The 18,590-nt window shown below is 51.7% G+C and carries 12 protein-coding genes and 1 pseudogene; 10 read left to right on the plus strand and 3 right to left on the minus strand.

All coding sequences use genetic code 11. The features are described from left to right. Positions 1–2 precede the first annotated feature (2 nt). The gene (gene gudD / locus BM427_RS00090) at positions 3–1,343 is read left to right on the plus strand and encodes a glucarate dehydratase (RefSeq protein WP_090118250.1); all 1,341 of its coding nucleotides are present in this window, start codon (positions 3–5) and stop codon (positions 1,341–1,343) included. A 395-nt stretch (positions 1,344–1,738) separates the two neighbouring features. On the opposite strand, the pseudogene BM427_RS00095 reads toward gudD, so the two are convergent. Next, a pseudogene (locus tag BM427_RS00095) lies at positions 1,739–1,870 on the minus strand (transposase); the annotation flags it as partial. Between the two features lie 806 nt (positions 1,871–2,676). On the opposite strand from BM427_RS00095, the gene BM427_RS00100 reads away from it, so the two are divergent. The 6 genes from BM427_RS00100 (at position 2,677) to BM427_RS25120 (ending at position 8,840) form a co-directional block, all read left to right on the plus strand. Then, complete coding sequence (locus BM427_RS00100; RefSeq protein WP_090118251.1) at positions 2,677–3,273, plus strand: fimbrial protein; 597 nt, start codon at positions 2,677–2,679, stop codon at positions 3,271–3,273. A gap of 76 nt (positions 3,274–3,349) precedes the next feature. After that, on the plus strand, positions 3,350–4,045 hold the full coding sequence (locus BM427_RS00105) for a fimbria/pilus periplasmic chaperone (protein WP_090118252.1): 696 nt from the start codon (positions 3,350–3,352) through the stop codon (positions 4,043–4,045). Between the two features lie 44 nt (positions 4,046–4,089). Next, the gene (locus tag BM427_RS00110; RefSeq protein WP_090118253.1) at positions 4,090–6,717 is read left to right on the plus strand and encodes a fimbrial biogenesis usher protein; all 2,628 of its coding nucleotides are present in this window, start codon (positions 4,090–4,092) and stop codon (positions 6,715–6,717) included. A 23-nt stretch (positions 6,718–6,740) separates the two neighbouring features. After that, positions 6,741–7,280, plus strand: coding sequence for a fimbrial protein (locus BM427_RS00115; protein WP_167518527.1), 540 nt, complete (start codon positions 6,741–6,743; stop codon positions 7,278–7,280). 38 nt (positions 7,281–7,318) lie between these two features. Then, on the plus strand, positions 7,319–7,855 hold the full coding sequence (locus tag BM427_RS00120) for a fimbrial protein (RefSeq protein WP_090118255.1): 537 nt from the start codon (positions 7,319–7,321) through the stop codon (positions 7,853–7,855). A gap of 166 nt (positions 7,856–8,021) precedes the next feature. After that, entirely contained in the window at positions 8,022–8,840 is an 819-nt protein-coding gene (locus BM427_RS25120; protein WP_139234365.1) for a hypothetical protein, read from the plus strand. A gap of 129 nt (positions 8,841–8,969) precedes the next feature. Here BM427_RS25120 and BM427_RS00125 read toward each other — a convergent pair whose 3' ends face one another. Further along, on the minus strand, positions 8,970–9,575 hold the full coding sequence (locus tag BM427_RS00125) for a cyclic nucleotide-binding domain-containing protein (RefSeq protein WP_090118256.1): 606 nt from the start codon (positions 9,573–9,575) through the stop codon (positions 8,970–8,972). A 1,222-nt stretch (positions 9,576–10,797) separates the two neighbouring features. Here BM427_RS00125 and BM427_RS00130 point away from each other — a divergent pair. After that, positions 10,798–11,940, plus strand: coding sequence for a glycerate kinase (locus tag BM427_RS00130; RefSeq protein ID WP_090118257.1), 1,143 nt, complete (start codon positions 10,798–10,800; stop codon positions 11,938–11,940). 217 nt (positions 11,941–12,157) lie between these two features. Here BM427_RS00130 and barA read toward each other — a convergent pair whose 3' ends face one another. Continuing rightward, entirely contained in the window at positions 12,158–14,923 is a 2,766-nt protein-coding gene (gene barA, locus BM427_RS00135; RefSeq protein WP_090118258.1) for a two-component sensor histidine kinase BarA, read from the minus strand. Between the two features lie 57 nt (positions 14,924–14,980). Here barA and rlmD point away from each other — a divergent pair, with 57 nt between their 5' ends. Next, on the plus strand, positions 14,981–16,282 hold the full coding sequence (rlmD, locus tag BM427_RS00140; protein ID WP_090118259.1) for a 23S rRNA (uracil(1939)-C(5))-methyltransferase RlmD: 1,302 nt from the start codon (positions 14,981–14,983) through the stop codon (positions 16,280–16,282). 52 nt (positions 16,283–16,334) lie between these two features. Further along, entirely contained in the window at positions 16,335–18,572 is a 2,238-nt protein-coding gene (gene relA, locus BM427_RS00145) for a GTP diphosphokinase (protein ID WP_090118260.1), read from the plus strand. The last annotated feature ends 18 nt before the right edge of the window (positions 18,573–18,590 follow it).

Below are 18,590 nucleotides of genomic sequence, written 5' to 3' on the forward strand. Positions count from 1 at the left end.
AAATGAGTACATATACGTCTACCCCCGTTGTCGCATCCATGCAGGTGATCCCGGTTGCCGGGCACGACAGCATGCTGATGAACCTGAGCGGCGCGCATGCCCCTTTCTTCACTCGCAATATTGTGGTGATCAAAGACAACGCAGGGCACTCCGGCGTGGGTGAAATTCCGGGCGGCGAAAAAATTCGTAAAACGCTGGAAGATGCGATTCCGCTGGTGGTCGGTAAAACGCTGGGTGAATACAAAAATGTGCTGAATAGCGTGCGCCAGACTTTCGCCGATCGCGATGCTGGCGGCCGCGGCCTGCAAACCTTCGACCTGCGCACCACGATCCATGTGGTGACAGGCATCGAAGCGGCGATGCTGGATCTGTTAGGCCAGCACCTTGGCGTCAACGTCGCTTCCCTGTTGGGCGAAGGCCAGCAGCGTAATGAAGTGGAGATGTTGGGCTATCTGTTCTTCATCGGCGACAGCAAAAAAACGCCGCTGCCGTACCAGAATCAGGCAGATGACAAATGCGACTGGTATCGCGTTCGTCATGAAGAGGCAATGACGCCGGAAAGCGTGGTGCGTCTGGCGGAAGCCGCTTATGAAAAATATGGTTTTAACGATTTCAAACTAAAAGGCGGCGTTCTGGCTGGAATGGAAGAGGCGGAAGCCATTTCCGCGCTGGCAAAACGTTTCCCGCAGGCGCGCGTCACGCTGGATCCGAATGGCGCATGGCCGCTGGATGAAGCCATCAAAATCGGTAAGCACCTGAAAGGCGTGCTGGCTTACGCAGAAGATCCCTGCGGTGCTGAACAGGGCTTCTCCGGCCGTGAAGTGATGGCGGAATTCCGCCGCGCGACCGGCCTGCCGACGGCAACCAATATGATCGCCACCGACTGGCGTCAGATGGGGCATACGCTGTCGCTGCAATCGGTGGATATTCCGCTGGCGGATCCGCATTTCTGGACGATGCAAGGCTCGGTGCGCGTGGCGCAAATGTGCCACGAATTTGGCCTGACCTGGGGTTCACACTCCAACAACCACTTCGATATTTCGCTGGCGATGTTCACTCACGTCGCTGCTGCTGCGCCTGGCAACATTACTGCTATCGACACTCACTGGATCTGGCAGGAAGGCAATCAGCGGCTGACCAAACAGCCGTTCGAAATCAAAGGTGGGATGGTACAGGTTCCGACCACGCCGGGTCTGGGCGTTGAACTGGATATGGATCAGGTGATGAAAGCCAACGCGCTGTATCAGAAACATGGCCTTGGCGCGCGTGATGATGCGATGGGGATGCAGTATCTGATCCCTGACTGGAGGTTTGATAACAAACGGCCCTGCATGGTGCGTTAATCAAATCATCGTATTGTGGCGTAGGCCATCATCTACGCGGGAATTGGAGCGCGTACCGATCTAATGCTGGAAGACTGGGTAAAATAAGCAACCGTTTTCTGGAGTAACCTTTGAGAATACCCGGCATGTTATTTAAGTGTGCCGGGTATTCCTGTTTCATGTTCTTGGGCTGCCTGAATATTAACCTGTATTCCGACAAATAAGGCCGGATACAAAATATCGTACAGCAGTGGACTGTATCAGGATGCCTGCCAGGGATGACTGCGCGCAACGGGCTCACGCCTTGATGTCGTTCGGTCGCTCCGGGTGACTGTGAATGCGACTACTGAAATCAGGGGCGTCGGCCGCTGCAGGCTCTGGTATACAGGATTAATCAACGCAGCATCCATCCCTCAAAATTTTGCCTGCCATTTATAGAAGCTGGAGCTGACGCCATGCTCCCGGCACAATTCTGGCACCGGAATACCTGTCTCAGCCTGTTTGAGAATGGTGATGATTTGACTGTCAGTAAAACGTGATCGCTTCATAGGAATCCTCCTGCATTCAGGTAAGAAGAATATACCACTTTTGTATGCGCTGGTTTTTTGGGAGGACTACCCTTTCAATTGCAGGGAAAGTATTTCCGGTTTGTGTGAAGTTATCACACCGTAAAATATTTTTATCGATTCTAAACTCCGCTAAATGATTATTAACACCTAATCATAATATTAAACACACGCGCTCAAATGACACCGTCTTTTTTATAAAGCATGACGAAAAAATTTGGCAGCAATGATATTCATCATCAGATTGCAACGAAAGGTAAGAATTCCCGTGATGATATTTATTTTTTATAAAACAAACTGTTATGTACACATCCTGTTTTTAATCTGATGTTTGTAACGATCAGTTTTATCATCATTGATAGTTTTTGGCGATCAAAAGGCGCTATTGAACGAGCTTGCCGATTGAGCAGTCAAAGCCCAGAATGACCCTCGTCAGTTAATACATAGATGAATCCAGGAAATCAGTCGTGAATGTTTTATTCAGTTAATCCGGATATACGGATTCATTGACTGATGGAAAATATAATACTTCCTTACCTGTCTGTGAAAATTCAGTGGAGATATCGGTGTTTTATGTTATTACCAAAAAACAAACCAAGTGTCACTGGTAGTGGTAATAACGGCGGCGACTATTCTCCTTTTCCTGAAATGGCTCAGGTTGGCCCCTGAAAACGAATTTACGGACCCGCTCTGAATTCGATGCCTCTGTTATTACTGACGCTATGTTTGATTCAGTGTCCGGGAAGGACGGGACACTGATTGTTATCTTAACTTAAGGAATAAATACCATGAAAAAACTGGCTACAGTGGCATTAATGCCAGCCTTGTTTGTTACCGCTTTTTCCGGACACGCTGCAGCGCCTGCAGTTACTGTTGATGGCGGGAAAATCAATTTTGAGGGCTCTGTGGTCGCAGCGCCATGTGCGGTTGATAATACCACCGAGGGACAGACCGTTATCCTGGGTCAGGTTCCGACCAGCCGCCTTGCTGCCAAAGGCGATACCAGTTCCGCTGTTCCGTTCACCATTGGTCTGACCGGATGCGATTTGACTGTCGCCGATCCCGCTGAAGCTGATGCAACCGTCAGTTACACCAGTGCCTCCATCATCTTTAACGGCGCAACAGCCGGGGATGACTCCACGCTTGCCATTCAACCTGCTTCCAATGGCGCTGGCGATACCACCTCCGCAGCCCAGAACGTGGGTATTCAGATTTATCAGAATAATAGGGCGGTAAAAGTGGACGGGAGCACCGCCACAGCCGCCCAGAAAATTCTGAGCGGCAATAATCAAATCCCGTTCAGCGCCGCCTACGTGGCAACCGATGATGGTGTTGTCGCCGGTTCCGCTAACTCCGTCGTTAACTTCCAGATCAGCTACGAGTAAGTAACGGTTTCACCCTGACAGTGCGGTGATTTTCACCGCACTGTCAGCTTTATCCTCATTGTGTAAGGAATTATTCATGTTTCCATCCCGAAAACTTCTGTGTGCTGCGCTGCTTTCTCTCACCAGCCTTGCTCCGTCCCTGGCGAATGCTGGCGGCATTACTATCGGCGGTACCCGTGTTATATATCCGGCCGGGCAAAAGCAGGTCAGCATGTCCGTGCGCAATACGGCAGAGAAGGCAAGCTTCATGGTCCAGTCGTGGGTCGAACAGGCGGACGGTAAAAAAAGTCAGGATTTTGTCGTGACCCCGCCGGTGTATGTCAGCGGTCCGGGTAATGAGAACACCCTGCGCATTATGTACGTCGGCCAGCCCGCCCGTACGGACCAGGAAACGCTCTACTTCTTTAACACCAAAGCCATCCCGGCCATGGACAAAAAGGATATTGAAGGAAAAAACATCCTCATGCTCGCGGCAACCACCCGTATAAAACTGTTTGTTCGTCCCGCTGGCCTTCAGCCTGCCGTGGAAAAAGTCCCCGGGATGCTGACCTTCCACCGCGCTGGCTCACAGCTGCGCATCGACAATCCGACGCCATACCACGTGACCCTGGCCAGCATGAAATCCGGTGGACAGGCGCTGCCTGACACGATGGTCAGCCCGCGAAGCAGTCTGTCACTGCCGCTCCCGTCTGGTGCAGGAAGCTACGTGACTTACCGCACCATCAATGATTTCGGGGCAGCCACGCCGGAAATCCGTGCAGATATCAAGTAATCACTTCCCGAATGAACACCCGCAACAGGAGTCAGGAGCCAGACATGCAGCAACGATGCCCGGTGAGAAGCAGCCATCATGAAAAGAAGCAGCCCGGACCACTTGTTTCCGTTGTGGCTTTCCTGGTGTCGATGGCACTGTTTTCGCCTGACGCACAGGCCGAGCTCTACTTTGCTCCGGAGCTGATTTCAGACGATCCGTCCATGGTGGCAGACATGGCCCGCCTGCAGAAGGCAGGCACCCAGCTTCCGGGGAACTATCAGGTCGATATCTTTATCAACGGTACCCAAACCGTCAGCCGCAGCGTGCTTTTTAAGGATGCGCCTGCCGGCACGGATAAAAATGAAGTGCATGACAGCACCGGCCTGATGGCCTGTCTGACACGTGATGATCTCGATGAACTGGGCGTTGATATCCGTCAGCTCCCCATCGGCGTGGATGAGCCTGACGATGCCTGCGTTTCTCCGGGCAAATACATACCGGAAGCCTTTACCGCTTTTGATTTTCAGCGTATGCGCCTTGACGTGAGCGTGCCCCAGGCCGCCATGCGTAACAGTGCAAGGGGGTACATCTCCCCTGAACGCTGGGATGAGGGCATTAACGCCGCGCTGCTTAATTACAACTACAGTGGCAGCCAAAGCCGCGGGCGGTACGGTGACAGCCGGAGCAGTTATCTTAATCTTAATGGCGGGGTCAATGTTGGCCCCTGGCGTTTACGGGATCGCCGGACCTGGAACGAATACAGCAGTGATTATTACACCTGGCGCCGCTGGCAGCACGTGAACACGTACATCCAACGGGCCATCATTCCCCTGCGCAGCAACCTGACTGTGGGTGACGGGACGTCTGACGGAGACATCTTCGACTCACTCAGCTTCCGGGGCGTGCAGGTGGCAACAGATGACAGCATGTATCCGGACAGTCAGCGCGGTTTTGCCCCGGTTATCCGGGGGGTGGCCAGCACCAATGCCCGGGTCAGTATCCGCCAGAATGGCTACACGGTTTATGAAACATTTGTTTCTCCGGGCGCGTTTGCGATTGACGACCTGTACCCGGTCTATTCCAGCGGTGACCTGAATGTCACCGTGACCGAAGCGGACGGCAGTATCCAGACGTTCACGGTACCGTATTCCTCCGTACCCGTGCTGCAGCGTGAGGGCCGGACGAAGTACAGTCTGACCGCAGGCCGCTATCGCGCGTCAGGGGACAGCTACAGCAGTCCTGAATTTATCCAGGGAACGCTTATCCGGGGGTTCCCGCACAATATTACCGGCTACGGTGGCGTCCAGTATTCAGACAACTATCTGGCCGGTCTGCTGGGGATAGGCCTGAATCTGGGCTCTCTGGGGGCTATTTCCGCCGACGTCACGCAGGCAAGCAGTACGCTTGCTGACGGCAGCCAGCATCAGGGACAGTCCCTGCGTTTTCTGTACGCGCGCTCCCTGAACGCACTGGGTACCACCTTCCAGTTGACCGGTTATCGCTATTCGACGGAGGGATTCCACACGCTTGATGAAACCGCACTTAAAGGCATGAAAGGCTGGCGTTATGAAACCGATACGGTTGATGCTGACGGAAAACCGGTTAAGCGCCCGTACACCGACTACTACAACCTCTATAACAACAAGCGGGCCAAAATTCAGGCCAGTGTGTCCCAGCGGGTAGGTGACCTGGGGGCACTGTATTTGTCAGGTGTCAGGCAGAGCTACTGGAACACAGCGGGCTACAGCGACTCCCTGCAGGTGGGGTTTAACGGTGCAGCAGGTCAGGTTAACTACAGTCTGACCTACAGCTACAGCAGACAGATCGGACAACCTGGAACCGATAAATCCGTTTTCCTGTCACTGTCCATGCCGCTGGATGTACTTTTCAGCGCCGGCCGGGAAAACAACCGTTCCGTGTATGCCACCTACAGTGCTGGTCGGAACCGGGACGGTGAAATATCACATCAGGCCGGCCTGAGCGGCACTGTGTTGGAAGGGGGGAATCTCAGTTGGGGCATATCTCAGGGAATAACCCGTAGCGAAGGAAATAGCGGCAACCTGAACGCCAGCTATCGCGGGGGTTATGGCAACAGCAATGTAGGGTACAGCTACAGTGACAGCTACCGTCAGGTCAGCTATGGCATCAGCGGAGGAGCACTCCTGCACGCCGAAGGACTGACCCTGGGGCAGCCTCTCGGGGACACCAGCGTGCTGGTTGCTGCGCCCGGTGCCGCTGACATTCGCCTGGAGAATGAAACCGGGGTGCGCACAGACTGGCGCGGATACACCATTAAACCTTATGCCTCAGCATATCGCGAAAACCGCGTTGCGCTTGATACTGCTTCTATGGGGGACAATACCGATGTGGACTCCGCTGTCACGAAGGTGGTGCCGACCCGTGGGGCTGTCGTGAAGGCCGGTTTTAAGGGGTACACGGGGAGCCGGGTTCTGATGACGTTAACCCGCAACGGCAGGCCGCTGCCGTTCGGCACACTGGTCACCGCTGGCGAGCGAAGCGGTATTGTCGGGGATGACGGACAGGTTTACCTGTCAGGCATGGAGGCGACCGGCTCCGCCCAGGCAGAATGGGGAACCGGAGCCGATCAGCAATGTAACGTTACATACCGGCTGCCGGCAGATGCGGTCAGCCAGCCGGTTGTGAGAATTAACGCAGAATGCCGCACGTAAGCGGTTATATAGTGAGGAATGAAATGATGAACAGACTTACCCGGGCCACCGCGCTTATGGCTCTGATGGCAGCAGGCGCCACGCAGGCAGCCAGTGATACGGCAACCATTACCATCACCGGAACGGTGCTGAGCAATACCTGCACCATCGACAGCAGCTCGGCAGTACAGAACATCACGCTGGGTGCTATATCAGACCGTGATATCAAGGGTAAAGGGACTACCGGTGGAAAAAAAGATGTGGTCATTAAACTGACGAATTGTGGCGCAGGGACTTCTGGTGTGGTGGTCAGGGCATCCGGTACGCCGGATGCCGACGACGCATTGGCCTTTGCCAATGCCAGGGTACAGGAGAGCGGAGGCGCAACAGGCGTGGGGGTGTATTTTTTCCAGACGGACGGCACCACAAAATTCGTGCCGGCAGGCACGATAACACAGACCAGTTCGCTGATACCGTCAGTGGATAACACCCTGACCTATAAGGCATCGTTTGTCGGTACGAAAGATGCCGTGACAGCCGGTGACTTCAGTACGGTGGTAAACATGACCTTTGATTATCAGTAAATATACAAACCTAAGAGACAAAAGACGGGACGTTCAGGATGGCATCATTAATCAATAAATCTTTTTCTGCAGTACTGATGGTCTGCTCAGGTCTGGCACTGGCCGCCAGCGATAGTTCCTCCATCACCTTTAACGGTAAGGTGCTGGCCAATACCTGTACTCTCAGCAGCGGTTCAAAAGAGCAGGTTATTACCCTCAGTGATATTGCCGACCGGGACATTAAAGGTAAAGGGACCACCGGCGGTGAAACGGAGGTCAATATGGTGCTCAGAGACTGCGGAGCGGCAGCTACTGCTGTGATGGTCACAGCCTGGGGCGAGGCGGATAACGATGATACCTCGGCATTCAGAAATGCGAAGGCGGAGGGTGAAGGCGCAACGGGCGTCGGGCTCTACTTTTATCAGACAGATGGTAGGACAAAATTTAAGCCTGACGGGTTGATAAAAGAGAGAAGTACACTGACACCGTCGGCAAATAATACCCTGATTTATAAAGCAGCCTACGTAGGGACAAAGGATGCGGTGGTCGCCGGGGAATTTAGCACTGTCGTGAATATGAGCTTTGAGTATCAGTGATATAAGTATGAAAGAGACAATGCGCAATATATATTATAATTCAGCTTTGACTGGCTTACTGATAATTCATGTAATTTAAATGCAGTGATTGACATTGCACTTGATGGTGCGGATATCATCGCCCTGATAAAATATAATTGCATTATAAATGTGAGTTCTAAATAACATGGCTGCTATACAAAATCGTGTAAATCAATCATTAATAATCTCCATTCCAAAAGTTATTATTTTGATTATAGTTTTGTTCCCTGGAATTTCATTCGGAAGTAAAACCGTAACCTGGCTTCCTGGCTATTTAACAGTAAGCGGCGGTATGTTTATCTTAGAATACTTTACATCCACTTCTACCATGTTGACCTATGCCAATTCCCAGTTATACACTATATGCGGTCCTACAAAGGCTGATGCGTTGAATAATGACGTAAGTGGTGGCATTATAGAAACCAAGAATGGCCTTAGATATCGTACTGTTACTACACCCGATGCTACACCAGCCGGTGTTCCCACGCCATTGCGTGTAGAGGCTGGAGTTGCACATTCTGGAGTATTATATGATACGATTTACTGCATAAGACTGCCCCGCGCAAATAACATGTTGGATGCATGGAGCAATGCGCAAGGGTTAATCGTAAATGTCCGTCACTCAGCGATGGCTTTGCCAGAGCTTATTGTGCCTTCTACTATTGACCTGGGAATATGTAATTCAGGTGATGTTGTGAATAAACCGGTAGCAATTGATGCCAGAGTTGTCGGGCAATTTGATAGCAGCGTTCCTTTTCAAGCAACAGTTAAGTATGAAATACAAAGCAATTCAAAAAATCCTGGTGACAGTAACTCGCCAATATTCTTGCTGCAGGGTGCTGTACCTGACAAAATAAAAATCAGCAGTAAACAAAGTACAATATCTGACACGGTCAGGTGGATATGTCCCCAGCATTCAGGAAATTATTCCTGGACTGCTAAAATAATTTTGGATTTTAATTGATGGGAAGAAAAATAAAATTGCTATCATTCTGATTTACATCAATAACATTAATTTTTCAGGTCTGGCACTGGCCGCCAGTGATACGCGACAATTTTTATTTGTCCGTACGAGCTCCAGTTTGACGTAAGGTTAGTTTTCATCAACCACGAGCCTGCCATCCTTTAAATTGATACACCGGGTTTCTTTCATTCGTTTAATAATTCTGGCTGCTGTGCTTTTTGACATAAAAGTGCTATTTGTGATGAAGAACAAAAGCGATATTTTTTTCTTGATATGACATGGATGATACTTCCATCGGTCCACTAAAGTTCGTACGTGTTCTTCATTACTTTCATTATAGCCATTAATGAATTTTATTAGATCAGTATGATATTCAGACATCACTGTCATTGCATCCGGAAGTAACTCCTGGTAGTTAACCAAACTCCAAAAGTAATTATAGTCAATAGATTTTATTTTCCCATAGTCTATCACTTCAATATATACAGACAGGGGTTCCAGCGATGGCATTGCTCCTATTACAAAAGGGGCTGAAATGACTTTAATTATCTTTCCTGTTTCAGATGAACGGAGAAAAAAATCCCCCTCAATGATAAAAAACACGCGTTTTACACCATTGCTGTTAAAGTTATAAATACGCTTACCTCTGGATAATCTGTCTACTTTCGCGGACTCTGCATAGGCATTTAGCTTTCTGATTATGTTAAGGTGATTAACTGTAATTCTTTTAGGCATGAAGCAATCTCTTAAATAATATTAGACTTTATGGCACAGGTATTCCTCACCAGAATGGTAAAAAACTCAATACACTTGTGATGTTTTCAGAAGTATTAGCGCCTAAACTGAATAAGTAAATGAGTTAACGTATTGCCATCTGGTTTTACAACAATTAAGTCAAACGTTGTTATCCGACCTCGCTGGGAATTATTGCCTGTTCTCTAATGCAGAACAGGCAAAACAGGTGCATTAAGAATTTTCTTTGCCATATCAGGCATGCAATTGAATTTATACAACCCCACTTCTCTTTGGAAGATGTATCTTAAATATCTTATCATCTAGATATATATCCCAAATTTATATTGGTTTCTGGAATTAATGACTGTAAATGTCCAGGGATACTGTTCTGGAGGCTCATGAAAATGGTTTTTTCAGCGTGGCATATCAATAAATGGCGTCTGCATCAATGTTATTAAGGGGATATGTATAGAAATTATAATCACGGATGACGTAATGTTTGTTTCAAAAAGCCTGAACAGTAGCTGGCGTTCATTCAACCAGCATATTCATCCCAGTACTATATCTGACCTCAGCATACTGTCCGATTATAGGGCAGGATCGTTTGCCGGGACGGGGCAGTCCATAAATGACGCTGAAGTATCTGTTAAATTTGTGGCGATTCATATCCAATGGATTGAGTTACTCGAAAGAATTTTATGCACTAAAAATCTTACTAGTTTTCTTAATTTGTTTTTCTAAAATTCTTAAATGTTTAGTTATATTTTCCTCATGAATTTCTATATGAAGTCTAATTGAATCATTTGAGCATGTGTTTACGATAAAATATTTTGAATGAAATAAAACGAGGTTTTTTAATTTTTAAACAGTACCTTTCTAAAAACGTAAGCGTGCTAAGGAATAGTTGTATTGTGTGCGCAGGTTCCCATGTGCTGGGACATTTGCACAAATTAACGAAAGGCATTTATGAATTTTTCATGTTTCTGCATCATGAAAAAAGAGGTCTTTTTTGCCAGAATTAGACAGAAAGCTGTTTTGTTCGTAACCGTTTTAACGGTTTACTATTTATCAGCAAGCAGACATGTTTGGAAAGAGGTCGCCCTGATTCAAGCCAGCTTGGTGGTTTACGCTGGGATAGCTCCCAGGCTCCAGGGGGCACGGCACTACTTTCTGGAATTGACATCTTTAGTTCATCTGTCCGGAAAATGCATAAGGATGGCTTATGAAGATTGTTATCGCTCCTGACTCTTACAAAGAAAGCTTAAGCGCCCTGGACGTTGCTACGGCCATTGAGCGCGGTTTTCGCGAGATATTCCCCTTGGCGGAGTATATAAAAATCCCGCTTGCAGACGGTGGCGAAGGGACGGTAGAAGCCATGGTTGCTGCGACCAACGGTCGTATTGTTAAGGTAGCGGTGAAAGGCCCGCTTGGCGAACAGACTGAAGGATTTTATGGCATTTCCGGCGATGAGCAGTCGGCGTTCATTGAAATGGCAGCGGCCAGCGGACTGGAAAGGGTACCGCCTGCGAAGCGCGATCCGCTGATTACTACTTCGTGGGGAACCGGCGAACTGATCCGCCATGCGCTGGATGCGGGCGTTAAACATATCATTATTGGTATCGGCGGCAGCGCCACCAATGACGGTGGAGCCGGTATGGTGCAGGCGCTGGGGGCAAAGCTCCTCGACGGGCAAAATCGTCAGATTGCGCCAGGTGGCGCAGCGCTGGAGTCGCTGGTGCGCATTGATCTCCGTGAGCTGGATAAACGCCTTTCCTGTTGTCGCATTGAGGTGGCCTGCGACGTGACCAACCCATTAACCGGCGAAGCGGGGGCATCGGCAGTTTTTGGCCCGCAAAAAGGCGCGACGCCGGAGATGATTATCCGGCTGGATAAGGCGCTGGCGCATTATGCCGGGATCATTGCCCGCGATCTGGATATCGACGTACTGAACCTGGCGGGCGGCGGCGCAGCGGGCGGCATGGGGGCGGCGTTATATGCTTTTTGCGGCGCGGAATTACGTCAGGGGATCGAGATTGTCACCGACGCGCTGGCGCTGGATAACTATGTCAGGGGTGCGGATCTGGTGATCACTGGCGAAGGGCGAATCGACAGCCAGACGGTAAATGGCAAGGTGCCGGTCGGCGTAGCGAAAGTGGCCAAACGCTACAATATTCCGGTGATTGGCATTGCTGGAAGCCTCACCGCTGATGTTGGCGTGGTGCACGATCATGGCATTGATGCCGTTTTCAGCGTGCTCTATACGATCTGTACGCTAGAAAAAGCGCTGGAAAATGCAGGCGAAAACGTCCGCATGACAGCGCGCAATGTGGCGGCGGTGCTAAAAGCGGGACAGCAACTGCAGTGATTTTGGCCGGATGGTGATGGCGCTTGTCCTGCCTGCAAAGCGACAAAATGACGCACAATAGAAAGCCTGAGGCCGGATACGACATGTGAGCTGCATGGCAGGGTGAACTGGCCGGTTCCCCCTGCATGGGAAAGATAATACAGGGTCGGACAAGGGTTAGCCGCCATCCGGCATGCCACTCATCCGGCGTTCAGGCCATCCATTACTCTCTCTATGGTTATCCAATTAACCGGTGCGCTTCACGCGTGACGTTATCCATCTCATCAAGCAGCTCCAGCAACTCCGGTTCCAGTTCGTCGGCACTGATGCCGCTACGCAGTTGATGCTCAATGAGCTGGCAGAGGTTTTTCAGCCGTGGAACCCCGCTGTAACCGCAACTGCCATGCAGTTTGTGGATCGCTTCCGGCAGCCCCTTCGGCGCTTCGCCGACCAGTTGTTCCTCCACCATATTGCGGATCTCCGGCAGGAACTCGACCAGCATATGCAGCATCTCGCGAGCAAGGTCGGTTTTTCCCGCGGCCTGGCGCAGCGCCAGTTGCCAGTCGAGTGTGACATCGTTATTGATTGGCAGCTCCACCGGGATCTCTTCAGTTTCCGGTGAATTCTGGGTGCTGGATTTCAGGCCCGGTTTGTAGCGCAATAGCAGGTTATGCAGCTTATCTTCTTCGATTGGCTTTGCCAGATAATCGTTCATCCCGGCGCTGAGCAGCTTCTCTTTTTGCCCGGCCATCGCATGTGCGGTTACAGCGATGACCGGTGTTTGCTGCTGATGCGGTAGCTGGCGGATCAACTCGCAGGCGCGAATCCCGTCCATATCCGGCATCTGGATATCCATCAGAATCAGATCGAACTGTATCTGTTTAGCCCGTTCGATGGCCTGCAAACCATTCTCGCATAGCTCAACGTGCTGCACCTGATCGTCAAGCAAAACGCCAATCAGCTTCAGGTTCGCCGGGTTGTCATCCACAGCCATAACGCTCATCGGCAATTTGCTTTCATCTGCATGTGAGGCCAGAACCCGTTGTGTCGTGCGACAATATTCGGTCAGGGCGGGCAGCAGACGAGTGATAGTCAGCGGTTTAAGCAGACAAGCTGCTGCGCCATCCTGTTTCAGCTCTTCGGCATTCACCTGTGCATGGCACGGCAGCGCCAGCAGCAGATAGTCGGTCATGGCTGCCGCACGTGCCAGACGATCGTGCTGCATACTAAGCGGCTCGCGCACGGTTACCGGCACTGCCAACAGCAAAATATCGTAATGCCCTTGCGGGAGCGCCGAGAATGACGGGCTGTAAATTATCTCCAGCGGCGTGTTGTTCAGCACTTCCAGCGTGCTTTGTGCTGCCGCAGCATTGGGTTCGACATACGCCAAACGTTTACCTGCCAGTCTTTCCGTGGCCGGCGCTTCGGTGATGGCGTCAGGATTGAGGTCGAGATCAATATAGAACCAGAAGGTCGAACCCCGGTTAGGCTGGCTATGGAAAGAGATATCGCCGCCCATCTCATTCACCAGCCGTTGCGTGATCACGAGCCCCAGACCAGTACCCCCGTGACGGCGAGAGATACTGGCATCCGCCTGGCGAAATGCCTGGAACAGGCGCGACTGATCACGTTCCGGAATGCCGATGCCGGTATCGCGGATCTGCACCTCAATTTGCACTTTGTTATTGCTGATAGCGCGTTTCTCAACCACCACATCAATATTGCCATGTTCGGTAAACTTGATGGCATTGCCGACCAGATTGGTGATTACCTGTTGCAGACGAAGCGGATCGCCAATCACATTATCCGGGACATCATTTTTGATGTTCAGCGTTAACTCAAGTCCCTTATCGTGCGCCGAGTGCGCCAGCAAAATCACCACCTCATCCAGCGTGTTGCGTAAAGGGAACGGAATGCTTTCGAGGATCAGTTTGCCCGCTTCCTGCTTGGAGAAGTCCAGCACGTCGTTAATGATCGCCAGCAGGTTATTCGCTGAGCGTTCTATGGTCAGCAGGTGATCGCGTTGGGTAGGATTCAACTGAGATTTCAATGTCAAACGCGTAAAGCCAATCACGCCGTTCAGCGGTGTGCGTAACTCATGAGACATATTGGCGAGAAACTCAGATTTAATACGCGCGGCTTCCTGCGCACGCTTTTTCGCCAGGTCCAGCTCAACGTTCTGGATCTCCATCTGCTCCAGCGTTTCACGCAGATCCGATGTGGATTGATCGATATTATGCTGCATCTCTTCGTGGTAGGCCGCCAGCGACATGGCCATCGAATTGATGCCGTTTTTCAGCATATCCAGCTCGCCGAGCATAAAGCCTTCAACACGGCTGTCGAGCTGCCCGCGACGGATACGGTCGACGGTATTTACCATATTACGAATTGGGCCGGTCACGTCACGCATCAGACGCCAGCCAAAAATCAGCGCAATACCAATACAGAACAAAATCATCATACTGGAGATAAACATCTCCTTATATTGCTGCAAGCGTACCGATTTCAGGTCCAACTCTAGTGCCACATAGCCGAGCATATTGCCGGTGATTTTATCCGCAGGTAGAGCGATCTTTGCCGGTTCAAGCTCTTCCGACAGGATCGGTGTGCGCAGCACCATCGTATCGCCGCGGCGGGTAACGCTCAGTCTGCGCGGGAAAGGCTGCCCTCCAGGCAGCTTGAGATCGTCGCCATCAAGCTGGAAATTGGAAGAAACGAACACCTCGTTGTGCCCATCGTAAATGGTGATAGCGCGTACGATGTCCGAATGGCGTCGGTGAAGCACGCTAATCAACTGACCAATGGCTTCGCGATCCTGCAGTGTCATGCTGTATTCGCTGGAAACCGCCAGCGGTTCAATAATACTGGCACCTGCGTCTTCCAGTTGACGCTGTAAATCGTTATAGCGGTGAACGACGAAAAAGATACTGAGCAGCACACCGATAAGCACGGTGGGGGCCAGGATCAGAATCATCATGCGTGCGCGCAAGCTGTAGTTGGTCATGGAGTTCCGTTATGGGAGAATTAGGCCATTACACAGTTATTGAGAATTTTCACTGCAATGGCGCAATTCTACTCTGCAAAAAGACGCGTGACGACTCGCGAGCGCATTACCGTTACGGTAACCGACCTCGACCCCTTTGGTCAGGGTGTGGCTCGCCACAATGGTAAGGCATTGTTTATCCCTAGTTTATTGCCAGCAGAAACGGCGGAAATTACCCTCAAAGAGGAAAAACGCCAGTTTGCCCGTGGAGAGGTAAAACGTCGTCTGAATGACAGCCCGGAGCGCGTTAAACCGGAATGTCCGCATTTTGGCGTTTGCGGTGGGTGCCAGCAGCAACATGCCAGTGTTGCCCTGCAACAGCGCAGTAAAAGCGCGGCGCTGGCACGGTTGATGAAGCAGGACGTGGACGAGGTGATTGCCGCGCAGCCCTGGGGATATCGCCGTCGTGCGCGTTTGAGCCTGAGTTGGCAACCAAAAACGCAGCGTCTGGATATGGGGTTTCGCAAAGCGGGCGACAGCGACATTATCAATGTGACGCGTTGCCCGGTACTGGTGCCCCGTCTTGAGGCAATGTTGGCGCCGCTGCGTGAATGTCTGGCGGGGCTTGGCGCAGTGCGCCATCTGGGACATGTCGAACTGGTTGAGGCCGACAATGGCCCACTGATGGTTCTGCGGCACACAGCGCCATTAAGTCACGCGGATAAAGAAAAACTGGAACGTTTTTCGCATTCTCAGGGTATTGCACTGTACCTCGCGCCACAAAGCGAGATACTTGAACATGTTAGCGGAGAATCCCCCTGGTACAGCTCCGACGGTCTACGCTTAATGTTCAGTCCGCGGGACTTTATTCAGGTCAATGATGGTGTCAATCAGCAAATGGTGGCCCATGCGCTGGCGTGGCTTGATATCCAGCCCGGCGACCGTGTGCTGGATCTGTTCTGCGGTATGGGAAATTTCACTCTGCCTCTGGCGCAGCGCGCGTTAAGTGTCGTTGGGGTGGAAGGCGTCGCCGATCTGGTGGCGAAAGCGCAGGAGAATGCGCAACAGAATGGCTTGCAGAATGTGACATTCTTTCATGAAAATCTGGAGGATGATGTCACTCAGCAACATTGGGCGAGCCAGGGATTTGATAAGGTGTTGCTCGATCCCGCACGGGCAGGTGCTGCCGGGGTGATGCGGCATATTATAAAATTGTCTCCCGGCAGAGTGGTGTACGTTTCCTGTAACCCTGCCACGCTTGCTCGTGACAGTGAAGCACTATTAAATGCAGGTTACCAGATTCAGCGGCTGGCGATGCTGGACATGTTTCCGCACACTGGTCATCTGGAATCAATGGTGCTGTTTGTGAAAAACACATGATTAATTTCGGCTTGTCGAATTCGGCAGGCCCGGTCCCTGAAAGGAGAGGACAATGGTTGCGGTACGCAGTGCGCATTTGAACAAAGCGGGTGAATTCGATCCAGCCAAGTGGATTGCCAGTCTGGGGATCACCAATCAGCTGTCGTGTGAACGCTTAACCGAAACCTGGGAATATTGTCTGCGACAAACGCAGGGGCATCCGGATGCCGGTGTACTGTTGTGGCGCGGCATTGAGATGGTGGAAATTCTCTCCATGCTGAGTATGGATATCGACACGTTGCGCGCTGCGCTGCTGTTTCCGCTGGGTGATGCTGAAGTGGTGAGCGAAGAGGTGCTGCGTGAAAACGTCGGCGCCTCGGTGGTCAACCTGATCCACGGTGTGCGCGACATGGCCGCCATCCGCCAGTTGAAAGCCACCCATACGGATTCCGTCTCTTCTGAACAGGTCGATAACGTTCGCCGCATGTTGCTGGCGATGGTCGATGATTTCCGCTGCGTGGTTATTAAGCTGGCCGAACGTATCGCGCATCTGCGTGAAGTGAAAGATGCGCCGGAAGATGAACGCGTACTGGCGGCAAAAGAGTGTACTAACATCTATGCGCCGCTGGCTAACCGGCTGGGCATCGGGCAACTGAAATGGGAGCTGGAGGATTACTGCTTCCGCTACCTGCATCCGGCGGAATACAAACGGATAGCCAAGCTGCTGCATGAACGCCGTATCGATCGCGAACACTATATCGACGAGTTTGTCGGTCATCTGCGCGCTGAAATGAAAACCGAAGGCGTCAAAGCTGAGGTCTACGGCCGACCAAAGCATATCTACAGTATCTGGCGCAAGATGCAGAAAAAACACCTTGCCTTTGACGAGCTGTTTGACGTGCGTGCCGTGCGTATCGTCGCCGAACGCTTGCAGGACTGTTACGCGGCGCTGGGGATTGTGCATACCCATTACCGCCATCTGCCAGATGAGTTCGACGACTACGTCGCCAACCCGAAACCTAACGGTTATCAGTCTATTCATACGGTAGTGCTTGGGCCTGGCGGGAAAACCGTTGAAATCCAGATTCGTACGCGCCAGATGCATGAAGATGCCGAGCTGGGCGTCGCTGCGCACTGGAAGTACAAAGAGGGGACGGCAGTTGCTGGTAGCCCGCGTTCAGCGCATGAAGACAGGATTGCATGGCTGCGTAAGCTGATCGCCTGGCAGGAAGAGATGGCCGATTCCGGCGAACTGCTGGATGAAGTCCGCAGCCAGGTCTTTGACGATCGGGTGTATGTGTTTACGCCAAAGGGCGATGTTGTCGACCTGCCTGCGGGTTCCACACCGCTGGACTTTGCCTATCACATTCACAGCGACGTCGGGCATCGTTGCATCGGCGCGAAGATCGGCGGGCGCATCGTGCCCTTTACCTACCAGTTGCAGATGGGCGACCAGATCGAAGTTATCACCCAGAAGCAGCCGAACCCTAGCCGCGACTGGCTGAACCCAAACCTCGGCTATGTGACGACCAGCCGTGGGCGTTCGAAGATCCACGCCTGGTTCCGTAAGCAGGATCGCGACAAAAACATTCTTGCCGGGCGGCAGATTCTGGACGATGAGCTGGCGCACCTGGGGATCAGCCTGAAAGAGGCGGAAAAACATCTGCTGCCGCGTTACAACTTTAACGAGCTGGAAGAGTTGCTGGCGGCGATTGGCGGCGGCGATATCCGTCTGAATCAGATGGTGAATTTCCTGCAATCGCAGTTCAATAAACCAAGCGCAGAAGAGCAGGACGCTGCCGCGCTGAAACAGTTGCAGCAGAAAACTTACACGCCGCAAAACCGCAGCAAAGACAATGGTCGTGTGGTAGTGGAAGGCGTTGGTAATCTGATGCATCACATCGCACGTTGCTGCCAGCCGATTCCGGGCGATGAAATTGTCGGATTTATCACCCAGGGGCGCGGGATCTCGATCCACCGCGCCGACTGCGATCAACTGGAAGAGCTTCGTACCGTTGCGCCAGAGCGTATCGTGGATGCTGTCTGGGGCGAGAGCTACTCGGCGGGTTACTCGCTGGTCGTGCGCGTGACGGCAAACGACCGTAGCGGGCTGCTGCGCGATATCACCACTATTCTCGCCAATGAGAAGGTGAACGTGCTGGGCGTTGCCAGCCGCAGCGACACCAAAGAACAGCTCGCAACCATCGATATGAATATCGAAATCTACAACCTGCAAGTGTTGGGCCGCGTGCTTGGCAAACTCAACCAGGTGCCGGATGTTATCGACGCCCGTCGTCTTCACGGTGGCTGATTTTCACTTCATCCGATC

Origin of the sequence: Kosakonia arachidis, assembly GCF_900116535.1 — a bacterium.
In the GTDB taxonomy this organism is placed as follows: Bacteria; Pseudomonadota; Gammaproteobacteria; order Enterobacterales; family Enterobacteriaceae; genus Kosakonia; species Kosakonia arachidis.